The following is a 13640-nucleotide window of genomic DNA, read 5'->3' on the forward strand; positions in this document are numbered from 1 at the left end:
TTTACTCATTGGTGACTGCCAGCACTTCTTCGAGCGAGGTCAGTCCTAGTCTGGCCTTGTGCAGTCCGGATCCGCGCAGAGACCGCACGCCTTCACGCTTGGCTTGTGCCGCGATCTCCAGCGCGCTGCCGTCCTGCAGGATGATGCGCTGGATTTCTTCGCTGATCGGCATCACCTGGTAGATGCCGACGCGTCCCTTGTAGCCGTTGTTGCATGCCTGGCAGCCCACGGGCTTGTAGGTGACCCAGCTGCCATCAATGTCCGCCTCGTCATAGCCCGCCTCCAGCAGCGCCTCCCGCGGGATATCCGCAGGCTCCTTGCACTGGGGGCACAGGCGCCTGGCCAGCCGCTGGGCGGTGATCAGGATCACGCTCGATGCGATGTTGAAGGGTGCAATGCCCATGTTGCGCATGCGCGTCAACGTGGTCGGTGCGTCGTTGGTGTGCAGCGTGGACAGCACCAAATGACCAGTCTGCGCGGCCTTGATCGAGATATCGGCGGTTTCCAGGTCACGGATTTCACCGACCATGATGATGTCGGGATCCTGGCGCAGAAAGGCCTTGAGCGCCGTCGCAAAGGTAAGGCCCGCCTTTTCGTTCACATTGACCTGGTTGACACCGGGCAGGTTGATTTCCGAGGGGTCTTCTGCCGTCGCGATGTTCACCCCGGCCTTGTTCAGCATGTTCAGGCAGGTGTACAGCGACACCGTCTTGCCAGAGCCGGTGGGGCCTGTCACCAGAATCATTCCGTAGGGGCGCCCGATGGCTTCGATCAGGCGAGCCTTTTCCTCGGGTTCGTAGCCCAGGGCATCAATGCCCATCTTGGCCGAGCTCGGGTCAAGGATACGGATCACGATCTTCTCGCCGAAGAGCGTGGGCAGGGTGCTCACGCGAAAATCGATGACGCGGTCCGGACCCACCTTGAGCTTCATGCGCCCGTCTTGCGGAACCCGCTTTTCCGAGATGTCCATGCGCGAGATCACCTTGATGCGCGAGGCCAGCTTCTCCTTGATCGCAATGGGGGGCGATGCAATCTCGCGCAACTCACCGTCAATCCGGAAGCGCACGCGATACTGATGTTCGTAGGGCTCGAAATGCAGGTCCGACGCGCGCATGTTGAAGGCGTCGAGCAGCATTTTGTGCAGGAACTTGACGATGGGCGCGTCCTCGACGTCCGCTGCCGCCGTGTTGTCCTTCTCCTCGGCAACCTCGTCGGGCTTGAGGTCGCCGAACTCGAAATCGCCGCCCCCGCTGTAGCTCTCCATGGTTTCGCTGGCGCTTTTGCTCTGCTGAGCTATCAGGCGTTCCAGCTTGTCGGCTTCGACGATGATCCAATCCACGCCTAGCTGGGTGGTGAACTTGATCTGCTCTGCAGCTTCCTGCTGTGTCGGGTCGGCCGTGGCCACCGTGATGCGGTTGCCGCGCTTGCTCAAGGGGAGGACGCGATAGGAGCTGATGATCTTGGCGTCCAGCAACTCATGCGGCAGGCGCGCGGCGTTGATGGCATCAAGATCGAGCAGCGGCGCGCTGAACATGGTGGAGACCGTCTCGGCCACTTCCAGGGCTGAGAGGACGCCCGCGTTGCTCAACTCGGCAATGAACGAGGTGCGGTTGGCGCCGGCCTTGCTGGCGGCGGCTTCCGCTGCCTGCTGCGATACCTTGCCTGCTGATATCAGGGCTCGCCCGATGCCGGGAAGCGATGCAACAGCGGAAGCATTCTTGAGCGAGGAGTCAGCAACAGCCATGTAGCAAGACGTTTGAGAGGAAAGGACATTTATCCTATCATCCCTGAAGCCTTGAAAGGCCAGACGCACTGTTGCGCGCCCAGGTCTTGAACCTGGCTCAATGGTGGCGTGGTGATGAAGTGACCAGAAATGGTCGGGGTGAGAGGATTCGAACCTCCGGCCTCTACGTCCCGAACGTAGCGCTCTACCAGGCTAAGCTACACCCCGTTGCTTTTGTAGACAAAGCAATGCAGCCTGAAATCAGGTGCGTCGCTCCAAAAGCTGAGAGGCTAATTGTAGCAAACTTGCCGTATGCAAATTGCTCGGGAGCACATTTATTGCGTCGATGGCGCGGCGCGCCTCGGCGTGCGCAGCCTCGCGTGCCACGTCCAGCGCGCCTGTGCTGCGCACGATATCCACAACGGCAGACAACTGCTCGGTTGAGCCCTGCTCGATGGCGTTGCGCACGATGGCGGCCTGCTCCGGAGTGCCGCGCTGCATGGCGGCAATCAGCGGCAGGGTGCACTTGCCTTCGCGCAGGTCGTCGCCCAGGTTCTTGCCCATTTCCTGGGTGTCGCCTGTGTAGTCGAGCACGTCGTCAATGATCTGGAAGGCAGTGCCCAGGGCCTGGCCATAGATGGCGCAGGCCTGTTCGATCTCGCGGGGTGCGTCGGCCAGCACGGCGCCCAGCTGCGCGCTGGCCTCGAACAACTGGGCGGTCTTGGAGCGGATGACGTGCAGGTAGCCAGCTTCGTCCAGCGAGGCATCGTGCGTGTTGATGAGCTGCTGCACCTCGCCCTCGGCGATCACGTTGGTGGCGTCCGAGAGGATCTTGAGCACACGCATGCTGCCCACCTCTACCATCATCTGGAAGGAGCGTGAGTGCAGGAAGTCGCCGACCAGCACGCTGGCCGGATTGCCGAAGGTCTCGTTGGCCGTCGGGCGGCCACGGCGCAGGGTGGACTCGTCCACCACGTCGTCGTGCAGCAAGGTGGCGGTATGAATCAGCTCGACCACGGCCGCCAGGACATGCCTGTCCCTGCCTTCGTAGCCCAGCGCATTGCAGACCATGAGCAGCAAGGCCGGGCGAAGGCGCTTGCCGCCTGCAGCAATGATGTACTGGGAGATCTGGGCAATCAGCGGGACGGTGGTCGTCAGGCGCTGGGCGATCACATGATCCACCTCGCGCATGTCGTCAGTGATCAGGGCAAGCGGATTGGGGGTGGATAGAGCTGTGGTCAAGGTACTGTGGCCGCCAAGTGGATCGGCAATTATAGGAAGAGCGATCCCGCCTGCGGCCCGCCCTGGCGGTTGTTTGGGCGCGGGGTGGGAGCGCTTCATGCAGAGAATGTGAGTGCGTGCTAGAATCTCCGGCTTCCGTGGAAATTCGTTCGCGGAACTCTCAAATTCAAGAGGTTTAAATGTACGCAGTCATAAAAACCGGCGGCAAGCAGTATCGCGTTGCAGCCGGCGAAAAGATCAAGGTAGAACAGATTGCTGCGGACGTAGGCCAAGAAGTTGTGATCGATCAGGTTCTGGCAGTCGGCAACGGCGCTGAAATCAAGGTCGGCACACCTCTGGTGTCCGGTGCGTCTGTCAAGGCAACCGTGGTTGCTCACGGCAAGCACGACAAAGTGCACATCTTCAAGATGCGCCGTCGTAAGCATTATCAGAAGCGCCAAGGCCATCGCCAGCAGTTCACAGAGCTGCAGATCGTGGCGATCGCTGCTTAATTCAGGAGCTGAGTCATGGCACAGAAAAAAGGCGGCGGCTCTACGCGAAACGGGCGCGATTCCAAGCCCAAAATGCTCGGCGTGAAGGCTTTCGGTGGTGAACTGATCACGGCCGGCTCGATCATCGTGCGCCAACGTGGCACCAAGTTCCATCCCGGCGACAACGTCGGCGTGGGCAAGGACCACACTCTGTACGCTCTGGTGGACGGCCACGTGTCGTTTGCTGTCAAGGGTGCACTGTCCAAGCACACGGTCAATGTGACGGCTGCCTAAGCCCTGTCACTTCGACGCTCGAAGCCCCGACCTGTCGGGGCTTTGTCGTTTCAGGAGGGTTGTGCATCGTGCCTTCGCCCTCTTTTCCGTCTCTGAGGTGTGGCCTGGGGCTGTCTGGTGCACACTGCTTTTTGTAAACTGGATGCCTCATGAAGTTCGTCGACGAAGCTTATATCGACATTTCCGCCGGTGACGGCGGCAATGGCTGCGTGTCATTCCGGCACGAAAAATACAAGGAATTTGGCGGTCCCGATGGTGGAGACGGTGGCCGTGGCGGCCATGTCTACGCGGTGGCCGATGTCAACCTCAACACCCTGGTGGACTACCGCTTCTCGCGCCGGCACGATGCCACGCGCGGCGAGCATGGCAAGGGCTCGGACATGTTCGGCGCAGCGGGCAACGACATCACGCTGCGCATGCCGGTTGGCACCATCATCAGCGATGCCGAAACCGGCGAGGTGCTCTACGAACTGCTGACGGCCGGTGAGGTAGTCACCATTGCCAAGGGTGGCGACGGCGGCTACGGCAACCTGCGCTTCAAGAGCGCGATCAACCGCGCGCCTCGGCAAAAGACACCCGGCTGGCCTGGCGAGCGCAAGAATCTCAAGCTGGAGCTCAAGGTGCTGGCCGACGTGGGTCTGCTGGGCATGCCCAATGCGGGCAAGTCCACCTTCATTGCCGCGGTCTCCAATGCGCGCCCCAAGATTGCCGACTACCCGTTCACCACGCTGCATCCCAATTTGGGCGTGGTGCGCGTCGCTGCCGAGCAGAGCTTTGTGGTGGCCGACATCCCTGGCCTGATCGAAGGCGCCTCGGAAGGTGCGGGCCTGGGTCACCAGTTCCTGCGCCATCTGCAGCGCACCCGATTGCTGCTGCATGTGGTGGACCTGGCGCCGTTCGATGACAGCGTGGATCCTGTGGCCCAGGCCAAGGCCATCGTGGGCGAGCTGCAGAAGTACGATGCCGAGCTGTACAACAAGCCGCGCTGGCTGGTGCTCAACAAGCTGGACATGGTGCCGGCCGAGGAGCGTGCCGCACGCGTCAAGGACTTCGTCAAGCGCTTCAAGTGGAAGGGTCCGGTCTTCGAGATTTCCGCCCTGACGCGCGAAGGCTGTGAAGTGCTGATCCGCACCATCTACAAACATGTGCATGAGCAGCAGCAGATCGAGGCCGGTCCCAAGGAAATCGATCCGCGCTTCGTCGAAGTCGAGGGTGATGGCGTGGATCTCACCGATCCGCGTTTTGCTCCCCGCGATTCCGAGTAAGAGTCGCCTGCCGCTCCCATCGCCTTGATCACAACAGCGGCGCGGCCTGCCTGGGCCTGCGCTGCAAGAATCACTATCCATTCATGTCTTCCAACTTGTTGCGTGATGCCCATCGCATCGTGGTCAAGGTCGGCTCCAGTCTGGTGACCAATGAAGGTCGCGGTCTTGATGAAGCCGCCATCCAGGAGTGGAGCCGCCAGCTGGCGGCCCTGGTGCGCGGGGATGAGAGCCATGGCGGTCAGCGGCGCGAGGTGATCATGGTCTCCAGCGGCGCGGTGGCTGAAGGCATGAAGCGCCTTGGCTGGGCCGCGCGACCCAAGGAGATCCATGAGCTGCAGGCCGCTGCAGCCGTGGGCCAGATGGGGCTGATACAGATGTACGAGTCCAAGCTGCGCGAGCAGGGCATGGGCAGTGCCCAGGTGCTGCTCACACATGCCGACCTGGCGGACCGCGAGCGCTATCTGAATGCGCGCAACACCTTGCTGACGCTGCTGGAGCTGGGCATCGTGCCGGTGATCAACGAGAACGACACCGTGGTCAACGATGAGATCAAGTTCGGCGACAACGACACCCTGGGTGCTTTGGTGGCGAACCTGATCGAAGCCGATGCCCTGGTCATCCTGACCGATCAGCGAGGCCTTTACAGCGCCGATCCGCGCAGCAATCCCGATGCGCGTTTCATCGACGTGGCAAATGCCGGCGATCCTGCACTGGAGGAGATGGCGGGCGGCGCGGGCTCGTCCATTGGCAAGGGCGGAATGATCACCAAGATCCTTGCGGCCAAGCGTGCGGCGGGCTCGGGTGCCTCAACCGTCATCGCCTGGGGCCGTGAACAGGACGTGCTGGTGCGTCTGGCTGCGGGCGAGTCCATTGGCACGCTGCTCGTGGCGCAGACCCACAAGAACCAGGCGCGCAAGCAGTGGATTGCCGACCATCTGCAACTGCGCGGTTCCGTGTCCGTGGATGCCGGTGCTGTGGCCAAGCTGCGCGACGAAGGCAAGAGCCTGCTGCCCATCGGCATGGTGAATGTGGATGGCGAATTCGCCCGCGGCGATGTGATTGCCGTGCGCGATGCGCTGGGCATCGAGGTGGCGCGTGGTCTGGCCAACTATGCCAGTGCCGAGGCGCGCCTGCTTTGTCGTAAGAGCTCGGTGGAGATCGAGCGCCTGCTGGGCTACTCCGCAGGCCCGGAGATGGTGCACCGCGACAACATGGTGATTGCCGGGCACTGATGCCTGCGCAATCGGGGCAAAGAAAAAGCGCACCCTCGGGTGCGCTTTTGCATGGAGCCTTTGGCTTCAGGCCTTGCCTGGATCGGGGTGCAAGACCTGCTGCTGCCCTGACTGGGGATCAGGGTCGAAGCAGGCACCAGGCGGCAACTCCATGCCGGGATTGACGCGAAAGCTGCCTGAGCGCGCCGGATGCAAGCCTGGAGCGCCATAGGTCTCGGGACCTGTTTCATGGGCTTCCCTGGGGCGCATGCCGCTGCGAAGATAGCGGTTGCGCTGCTGCTCGCCGCGTGGCAGAAAGCGTGCCAGCTCGGTCAGGGCCATCTCGTAAACGCCGCGTTTGAACTCCACCACCACATCCAGTGGCACCCAGTAGTCATTCCAGCGCCAGGCGTCGAATTCGGGGTGGTCGGTGGCACGCAGGTTCAAATCCCAGTCGTGACCCATGAGTTGCAGCAAATACCAGATCTGCTTCTGGCCTTTGTAGTGTCCGCGCGCATCGCGGCGGATGTACCGGTCTGGCACCTCGTAGCGCAACCAGTCCCGGGTGCGGGCGACCACGCGAACGTGGTTGGGCATCAACCCCACTTCCTCATGCAGTTCCCGGAACATGGCCTGTTCGGGTGTCTCCCCCCGGTCAATGCCGCCCTGTGGAAACTGCCAGCTGTGGGTGCGGATGCGCTTGCCCCAGAACACCTGGTTCTTTTGGTTGAGCAGGATGATGCCGACGTTCGGGCGAAATCCGTCCCGGTCAAGCATAATCGAACCCCAATTTTCTGAATTGTGTCCATTATGCACGGTGCCTTGCCAGCGGCAAGCACGCTGCCCCGATTCCCGCGAAGCCCCTGATCCATGAAAGCCTCCCAATTTTTCATCTCCACCCTCAAGGAAGCTCCGGCCGATGCCGAAGTGGTCAGCCACAAGCTCATGACGCGGGCCGGCCTGATCAAGAAGCTGGGCGCAGGCATCTATAACTACATGCCCATGGGGCTGCGCGTGATCCGCAAGGTCGAGGCCATCGTGCGCGAGGAAATGAACCGTGCCGGTGCCGTGGAGGTGACCATGCCCGTGGTCCAGCCTGCCGAGATGTGGGAGGAGACCGGCCGCTTCGAGAAGATGGGCCCCGAGCTGCTGCGCATCAAGGACCGCCATGGCCGCGACTTCGTGATCCAGCCCACCAGCGAAGAGGTGGTGACGGACATTGCGCGCCAGGAGCTCAAGAGCTACAAGCAGCTGCCCAAGAATTTCTACCAGATCCAGACCAAGTTCCGCGACGAGCGCCGCCCGCGCTTTGGCCTGATGCGCGGCCGCGAGTTCATCATGAAGGACGCCTATTCCTTCGACAAGGACCGCGACACCGCCCAGATCAGCTACCAGACCATGCGCGCGGCCTACAAGCGCATCTTCGACCGCTTCGGCCTGCAATACCGTGCCGTGCGCGCCGACAGCGGCGCCATCGGCGGTGATCTGAGTGAGGAATTCCAGGTGATCGCCTCCACGGGCGAAGACGCCATCGTCTACTGCCCCAGCAGCGACTACGCCGCCAATATCGAGAAGGCCGAGGCCTTGGCGCCTGCAGGCCCCCGTCCCGCTGCAGCCCAGGCCATGGCCCGTGTGGCAACGCCGGGCAACAGCACCTGCGAATCCGTGGCTGCCCAGCTGGGCCTGCCGCTGTCGCAGACGGTGAAGTCCCTGGTGCTGGCCACCGACAAGCTCGACGACAAGGGCGATGTGGCGGGAAGCCAGGTCTGGTTGCTGCTGCTGCGTGGCGACCATGAAATGAACGAGATCAAGGTGGCCAAGGTGCCGGGCCTGGACGTGGGCTTCCGCTTTGCCACGGTGGCCGAGATCGAGGAGCACTTCGGTTGCCAGCCCGGGTACCTGGGCCCCATCGGCCTGAAGCAGCCCGTGAAGCTGGTCGTGGACCGCGAGGTCGCCGTGATGGCCGACTGGGTCTGCGGCGCGAACGAGGCCGACTTCCACATCACCGGCGTGAACTTCGGCCGTGACCTGCCTGAGCCTGATGTCGTGGCCGACCTGCGCAATGTGGTGGCCGGCGACAAGTCCCCCGATGGCGCAGGCGAGCTGGCCATTGAGCGCGGCATTGAAGTCGGCCATGTGTTCTACCTGGGCACCAAGTACTCCCAGGCCATGAACGCCACCTTCCTGGCCGAGAACGGCAAGCCCTCGCTGTTTGAAATGGGTTGCTATGGCATTGGCGTGACACGCCTGCCGGCTGCCGCCATCGAGCAGAACCATGATGAGCGCGGCATCATCTGGCCCGACGCGATTGCACCCTTCACCGTGGTGGTCTGCCCCATCGGCATGGACCGCAGCGAGCCCGTGAAGGAAGCCGCCGAGAAGCTGCATGCCGAGCTGCTGGCACTGGGCGTGGACGTGATCCTGGATGACCGCGGCGAACGCCCGGGCGCCATGTTTGCCGATTGGGAACTGATTGGCGTGCCGCACCGCGTGGTGCTGTCCGACCGGGGCCTGAAGGAAGGCCAGGTCGAGTACCAGCATCGCCGCGACACGGAAGCGACCAAGCTGGCCGCTGCCGATGTGCTGGGCCATCTCAAGCAGAGGCTGGGTCTGTGAGCCAGGCCCCCGTGATAGCGCGCCGCGATTGCCTGCGCCTGGCGGCTTCGCTGGGTGCTGCGCCGTTGCTGGGCGCGGTGGCCGCGCCCGCCTGGGCCGGCGGGCAGCTGGAAGAGCCGCTGGCCGATTCGGTGCGCACCGCGCTGAGTTCGGCCGTCACGGGATCGGCGCCGCCCGAGCTGCGCTTTGCCTCCACCGAGGCTCGCATGGACTACCTGCGCTGGCTCACGGCCAGCAGCGAGCGCCTGCGCTCGCGCAAGCCCGAACTTGCAACACGGCTGGAGTTCCTGCAGACCGTCTGGTACGAGGCCAAGCGCGCCGGACTGGAAGTCTCGCTGGTGATGGGACTGGTGCAGGTGGAGAGCGCGTTCCGCAAGTTCGCCATCTCCAGCGTGGGCGCGCGCGGCTATATGCAGATCATGCCGTTCTGGATGCGGCTGATCGGCGATGGCGACATCGGCAAGCTGTTCCACATGCAGACCAATCTGCGCTTTGGCTGCGTCATCCTGCGCCACTATCTGGACCGCGAAAACGGCGATGCCTACATGGCGCTGGGCCGCTACAACGGCAGCCGCGGCCAGCCCCAGTATCCGAATGCGGTGTTCGCTGCGCAGCGCCGCTGGGAGATCGAGCCCTCGCGCTCGGCCTGAGGGGCCGCAGGCTGGCGCCTGGCGGCAGTCCTGCAGGCCTGCCTTGCTGCGTTTTCAGGACGACGTATCCGGCGACATGCTGGACACCTTGGCCACGGCGGCGGCCGTATCGCCTGCGTTGGGCGGGGCGGCCGGGCTGCTGCCGGACATGCGTGTGACCAGCACCTGGTCGATGCGGTAGCTGTCCACGTCCATGACCTCGAAGCGGTAGCCGCCCCATTGCACGGTGTCCGTGCGCCTGGGAATGCGCCTAAGCATGACCATGAGAAAGCCCCCCAGGGTTTCGTAGTCCTCGGAATGCGGCAACTCGTCGAGCTCCAGGGCCTGCATCACATCCTCGACCGGCGTGACGCCATCGATCAGCCAGGAGTTCTCGTCGCGGCGCAGGATCTGCTCCTCGTCGCCGGGGCTGACGAGGCCGCCCATCACCGTGCTCATCACGTCATTGAGCGTGACCACGCCGACCACCAGGCTGTATTCGTTGACGATGACGGCAAAGTCCTCATGCACCTGGCGGAACTGCTCCAGCACCTCGGCCAGCGTCAGGCGGTCCGGCACGACCAGCACCTTGTGGACCAGCGAGTCGTCCATGAGCGACAGGGACTGGTTGTTCAGCGCCCGCTGGAACAGGTCCTTGGCATCGACATAGCCGACGATGTGGTCGATGTCGCCGTCGCAGACGGGGTAGGTGGAAAAAGGTTCTTCGGCAATGCGGACCCGGATCAGTTCGTCGGGGTCGTCGCGGTGGAAGTAGGCGATGCGGTCGCGCTGCGTCATGGCCGAGCCGATGGTGCGCGAGTCCAGCTCGAACAGGTTGGCGATCACCTGCTGCTCCTTCGCGGCCAGCACGCCGGCGCGCGCGCCGGCTTCGGTCATGGCCAGGATGTCTTCGTGCGTGATGCGGTCATCGCGCACCGTGGGCAGGCCGAAGAGCTTGGCAACGGCGTCGGCCAGATGGTTGAAACACCAGACCAGGGGCTTGAGCACCGCCATGCACCAGAGCATGGGGCGCAGCACGCGGATGGCCAGGGCCTCGGGCTCGGCCATGCTCAGGCGCTTGGGCAGCAGGTCGGCAAACAGGATGAACAGGGAGGTGACGCTGGCGAACGAGAGCAGGAAGCCCACGGTCTGCGCACGGCTGTCAGGCAGCCAGAGCATCAGCAGCTCGGCCAGATAGGGGGTCAATGCCCCTTCGCCCACCACGCCGCCCAGGATGGCGACGGCATTGAGTCCAATCTGCGTGACCGTGAAATATTCGCCCGGCTGGGCCTGCATCTTCATGACCAGTTCGGCGCGGGGTTCTCCGTCCTCCATCATCTGCCGCAGTCGCAGGCGCCGCGAGGCGGCCAGCGAGATCTCGGCCACGGAGAAGAAGGCACTGGTCAATATCAGCGCGACGATCAACAGCAGACTTTGGGACAGACTCATAGGCAGGGCGGAGAAGCGGGCGCAGGCGTGCTTTTCCGGATGTGAAAGATGTGACCATTCGACCACACATCGCATGCCCCTGGCCCTGAGGCATGCCCGGGGAGTCCGCCGGCAGCGCGGCACAGGCGAAAAAAAGCCACCCGAAGGTGGCTCGATGCTGCGCCGAAGGCGCGTGGTGCGAGAAGGCTCAGGCCTTGGGTGCCAGCAACTGCTGCAGCTCGCCCGACTCGTACATCTCCATCATGATGTCCGAGCCGCCGATGAACTCGCCCTGCACGTAGAGCTGGGGGATCGTGGGCCAGTTGCTGTAGTCCTTGATGCCCTGGCGGATTTCCTGGTCTTCCAGCACGTTGACGGTGGAGATGTCCTTGGTTTCCACGCCGCAGGCCTTGAGGATCTGGATGGCGCGGCCAGAGAAACCGCACATGGGAAAGCTGGCGCTGCCCTTCATGAACAGCAGGATGTTGTTGCTCTTGACCAGTTGGTCGATGCGTTGCTGGGTGTCGCTCATCTGTGTGGTGCTCCGGGGTCGTGGTGGGCGCCGCAGGCGCGGCGGCATGGATGGGATTATTTCACTCTCGGCGCGGACTTTGAAAGCATGCGGGATTGCTGCGCCCAGGCCAGAGCTCAGGTCGGAGCTCTGGCCTGCCCTTGCCATTGCCCGCCCGTGCAGCGGGCAATGCCGCCCAGGTCGTGGCGATGCTGCACGTCGCCAAAGCCGGCATGGCACAGCAGGGCGGCCACGGCATCGGCCTGGTCCCAGCCATGCTCCATCAGCAGCCAGCCGCCGCTGGCCAGCAGCGCGGGCGCCTGGGCGATGATGGCGCGGATATCGGCCAGGCCATCGGCACCGCTGGCCAGCGCCGACAGCGGCTCATGCGCCAAGGCCTGCAGATGCGGATCGTCATCACGGATATAGGGCGGGTTGCTGACGATGAGGTCGAACGGTGCCTGCCCTGCCAGCGGCTGGAGCCAGCTGCCATGCGCGAACTGCACGTCCAGTTGCAGGCGCGTGGCATTGGCGCTGGCAACGGTCAGTGCGTCGGCGCTGGCATCCACGGCCCAGACCGTGGCGCCGGGGCGCTGGCTTTGCAGGGCCAGGGCTATGGCGCCGCTGCCGGTGCCCAGGTCCACCACGCGGCAAGCGGGGCCTGCCTGGGTCTGGATGGGCATGAGCTCCAGCGCCCAGTCCACCAGGGTTTCGGTATCGGGGCGTGGGTCGAGCACACGCGCGTCCACGGTCAGATCAAGCCCGTAGAACTCCTTGTGGCCGAGCAGGTAGGCAACGGGTTCCGCGCCAAGGCGGCGTGCGCACAGCGCGGCATAGGCCTCGGCCTGGGGGGCGGTCAGCATGTCCTCGTCATGGGTCAGCAGCCAGGCGCGGCCGCCAGACTGGCGCCCGAGCACGTGCAGCAGCAGCATTTGCGCGTCGATGCGCGCAAGCCCCAGGGCCTGGGCCTGCTGCAGCGCTTCTTTGACGATGGGTGGATTGGCCATGGCCCGGGCCTCAGTTGTTGACCTGCAGCTCGGCCAGCAGTTCGGCCTCGCGTGCGGCCTGCAGCGCGTCGAGCACATCGCCCAGATCGCCTTCCATCACGGCCAGCAGTTTGTAGATGGTGAGGTTGATGCGGTGGTCCGTGAGCCGGCCCTGCGGGAAGTTGTAGGTGCGGATGCGGTCGCTGCGGTCGCCGCTGCCGATCAGGCCCTTGCGCAGTGCGGCCTCCTTGGCTTCGCGCTCGCTGCGTTCCTTCTCCTGCAGGCGCGCCTGCAGCACCTGCAGTGCCTTGGCCTTGTTGCTGTGCTGGCTGCGGCCGTCCTGGCACTCGGCGACGATGCCCGTGGGCAGGTGGACCACACGCACGGCCGAGTCGGTCTTGTTGATGTGCTGGCCGCCGGCGCCGCTGGCGCGGAAGGTGTCGATGCGCAGGTCGGCCGGGTTGAGCGTGATGGCCTGGGTTTCGTCCGGCTCTGGCATGACGGCCACGGTGCAGGCGCTGGTGTGGATGCGGCCCTGGGTCTCGGTGGCCGGCACGCGCTGCACGCGGTGGCCGCCGGATTCGAAGCGCAGGCGGCCATAGACGTCGGTGCCTTCCACGCGCAGCACCACTTCCTTGTAGCCGCCCAGCTCGCTTTCGTTGGCGCTCATGATCTCGACCTTCCAGCCCACGGCGTCGCAGTGGCGCGTGTACATGCGTGCCAGGTCGCCTGCGAACAGGGCCGATTCGTCGCCGCCCGTGCCTGCGCGGATTTCGAGGTAGGCGTTGCGCGCGTCATCGGGGTCCTTGGGCAGCAGCAGGCGCTGCAGCTCGTCCTCCAGCTGGACCAGCTCGGCCTCGGCGCTGGCGATTTCCTCCTGCGCCATGTCGGCCATGTCGGGGTCGGAGAGCATGTCCTGCGCGGCGGCCAGATCGGCCTCGCGCTGGCGGTGGCGCGCATAGCGGCCTGCAATGGCGGTGACGTCCGCGTGCTCGCGCGAGATGGCGCGGTACTGCTTCATGTCGCCCATGATGTCTTCGCGCGAGAGCAGGAAGTTGAGTTCTTCAAGGCGCTGGGCGTAGCGCTCCAGTTGTTGGCGCAGAAAGTCTTGCATGGTGTGGGGCGGTGGTGCGAAGGGCTGCTCGGGCAGCACTGCGGCGGGAAACGTGAGGGCCTGGAAGGGCGGATGGGCCTTAAAAACCGGGAGGGGCGGGGGGGGGGCTCCAAGGCGGCCGGGGCGCCACAGGCCCCCCGGCACGCCGGCC

Annotated in this window: 13 protein-coding genes and 1 tRNA gene; 6 read left to right on the forward strand and 8 right to left on the reverse strand. The window is 64.2% G+C overall.

The annotated features are described in order from the left end of the window. Window position 1: 1 nt before the first annotated feature. The 3 genes from pilB to BW39_RS13780 form a co-directional block, all read right to left on the reverse strand. Complete coding sequence (gene pilB / locus BW39_RS13770; protein WP_043822321.1) at window positions 2–1744, reverse strand: type IV-A pilus assembly ATPase PilB; 1743 nt, start codon at window positions 1742–1744, stop codon at window positions 2–4. A gap of 130 nt (window positions 1745–1874) precedes the next feature. Next, window positions 1875–1951 (reverse strand) — tRNA-Pro (locus BW39_RS13775). Between the two features lie 33 nt (window positions 1952–1984). After that, on the reverse strand, window positions 1985–2914 hold the full coding sequence (locus BW39_RS13780) for a polyprenyl synthetase family protein (RefSeq protein ID WP_034396917.1): 930 nt from the start codon (window positions 2912–2914) through the stop codon (window positions 1985–1987). Between the two features lie 230 nt (window positions 2915–3144). Here BW39_RS13780 and rplU point away from each other — a divergent pair, with 230 nt between their 5' ends. The 4 genes from rplU to proB all read left to right on the forward strand — a co-directional run bounded on the left by rplU (window position 3145) and on the right by proB (window position 6226). Continuing rightward, a complete protein-coding gene (gene rplU, locus BW39_RS13785; protein ID WP_012207284.1) occupies window positions 3145–3456 on the forward strand; it encodes a 50S ribosomal protein L21 in 312 nt (103 codons plus the stop codon). Between the two features lie 15 nt (window positions 3457–3471). Then, the gene (gene rpmA / locus BW39_RS13790; RefSeq protein WP_012207283.1) at window positions 3472–3729 is read left to right on the forward strand and encodes a 50S ribosomal protein L27; all 258 of its coding nucleotides are present in this window, start codon (window positions 3472–3474) and stop codon (window positions 3727–3729) included. Window positions 3730–3878: 149 nt separating this feature from the next. Continuing rightward, window positions 3879–4994, forward strand: coding sequence for an Obg family GTPase CgtA (gene cgtA / locus BW39_RS13795; protein WP_012207282.1), 1116 nt, complete (start codon window positions 3879–3881; stop codon window positions 4992–4994). An 83-nt stretch (window positions 4995–5077) separates the two neighbouring features. Next, window positions 5078–6226 carry a glutamate 5-kinase gene (gene proB / locus BW39_RS13800; protein WP_012207281.1) on the forward strand — a complete coding sequence of 383 codons (1149 nt, stop codon included), beginning with the start codon at window positions 5078–5080 and terminating at the stop codon, window positions 6224–6226. 66 nt (window positions 6227–6292) lie between these two features. Here the strand turns inward: proB and BW39_RS13805 are convergent, their stop codons facing one another. Beyond that, window positions 6293–6982, reverse strand: a complete 690-nt coding sequence (locus tag BW39_RS13805) for an RNA pyrophosphohydrolase (protein ID WP_012207280.1) — start codon at window positions 6980–6982, stop codon at window positions 6293–6295. 93 nt (window positions 6983–7075) lie between these two features. Here BW39_RS13805 and BW39_RS13810 point away from each other — a divergent pair, with 93 nt between their 5' ends. Together BW39_RS13810 and BW39_RS13815 are read left to right on the forward strand one after the other, a co-directional pair. Continuing rightward, window positions 7076–8821, forward strand: coding sequence for a proline--tRNA ligase (locus tag BW39_RS13810; protein WP_034396911.1), 1746 nt, complete (start codon window positions 7076–7078; stop codon window positions 8819–8821). Beyond that, window positions 8818–9471 carry a lytic transglycosylase domain-containing protein gene (locus tag BW39_RS13815; protein ID WP_034396910.1) on the forward strand — a complete coding sequence of 218 codons (654 nt, stop codon included), beginning with the start codon at window positions 8818–8820 and terminating at the stop codon, window positions 9469–9471. The genes BW39_RS13810 and BW39_RS13815 overlap by 4 nt, the downstream gene beginning before the upstream one ends. A 54-nt stretch (window positions 9472–9525) precedes the next feature. On the opposite strand, the gene BW39_RS13820 is transcribed toward BW39_RS13815, so the two are convergent. The 4 genes from BW39_RS13820 to prfA form a co-directional block, all read right to left on the reverse strand. Next, complete coding sequence (locus tag BW39_RS13820; RefSeq protein ID WP_034396907.1) at window positions 9526–10899, reverse strand: hemolysin family protein; 1374 nt, start codon at window positions 10897–10899, stop codon at window positions 9526–9528. A 187-nt stretch (window positions 10900–11086) separates the two neighbouring features. Beyond that, window positions 11087–11410: a Grx4 family monothiol glutaredoxin gene (gene grxD, locus BW39_RS13825; RefSeq protein WP_012207276.1), complete on the reverse strand. Its 324-nt coding sequence runs from the start codon at window positions 11408–11410 to the stop codon at window positions 11087–11089. Between the two features lie 116 nt (window positions 11411–11526). After that, window positions 11527–12396, reverse strand: a complete 870-nt coding sequence (gene prmC / locus BW39_RS13830; RefSeq protein ID WP_043822326.1) for a peptide chain release factor N(5)-glutamine methyltransferase — start codon at window positions 12394–12396, stop codon at window positions 11527–11529. Between the two features lie 10 nt (window positions 12397–12406). Next, a complete protein-coding gene (prfA, locus tag BW39_RS13835; protein ID WP_012207274.1) occupies window positions 12407–13489 on the reverse strand; it encodes a peptide chain release factor 1 in 1083 nt (360 codons plus the stop codon). Between the last annotated feature and the right edge of the window lie 151 nt (window positions 13490–13640).

The sequence above is a fragment of the Delftia sp. RIT313 genome (assembly GCF_000632165.1).
Taxonomy (GTDB): domain Bacteria; phylum Pseudomonadota; class Gammaproteobacteria; order Burkholderiales; family Burkholderiaceae_C; genus Comamonas; species Comamonas acidovorans.

Bases quoted from the DNA above. Each gene is read 5' to 3' on its own strand.
- rplU (WP_012207284.1), top strand. From the start codon at position 3,145: ATGTACGCAGTCATAAAAACCGGCGGCAAGCAGTATCGCGTTGCAGCC.
- BW39_RS13805 (WP_012207280.1), bottom strand. From the start codon at position 6,982: ATGCTTGACCGGGACGGATTTCGCCCGAACGTCGGCATCATCCTGCTC.
- grxD (WP_012207276.1), bottom strand. From the start codon at position 11,410: ATGAGCGACACCCAGCAACGCATCGACCAACTGGTCAAGAGCAACAAC.
- prfA (WP_012207274.1), bottom strand. From the start codon at position 13,489: ATGCAAGACTTTCTGCGCCAACAACTGGAGCGCTACGCCCAGCGCCTT.
- pilB (WP_043822321.1), bottom strand. From the start codon at position 1,744: ATGGCTGTTGCTGACTCCTCGCTCAAGAATGCTTCCGCTGTTGCATCG.
- BW39_RS13820 (WP_034396907.1), bottom strand. From the start codon at position 10,899: ATGAGTCTGTCCCAAAGTCTGCTGTTGATCGTCGCGCTGATATTGACC.
- rpmA (WP_012207283.1), top strand. From the start codon at position 3,472: ATGGCACAGAAAAAAGGCGGCGGCTCTACGCGAAACGGGCGCGATTCC.
- BW39_RS13780 (WP_034396917.1), bottom strand. From the start codon at position 2,914: ATGCGCGAGGTGGATCATGTGATCGCCCAGCGCCTGACGACCACCGTC.
- BW39_RS13810 (WP_034396911.1), top strand. From the start codon at position 7,076: ATGAAAGCCTCCCAATTTTTCATCTCCACCCTCAAGGAAGCTCCGGCC.
- proB (WP_012207281.1), top strand. From the start codon at position 5,078: ATGTCTTCCAACTTGTTGCGTGATGCCCATCGCATCGTGGTCAAGGTC.
- cgtA (WP_012207282.1), top strand. From the start codon at position 3,879: ATGAAGTTCGTCGACGAAGCTTATATCGACATTTCCGCCGGTGACGGC.
- prmC (WP_043822326.1), bottom strand. From the start codon at position 12,396: ATGGCCAATCCACCCATCGTCAAAGAAGCGCTGCAGCAGGCCCAGGCC.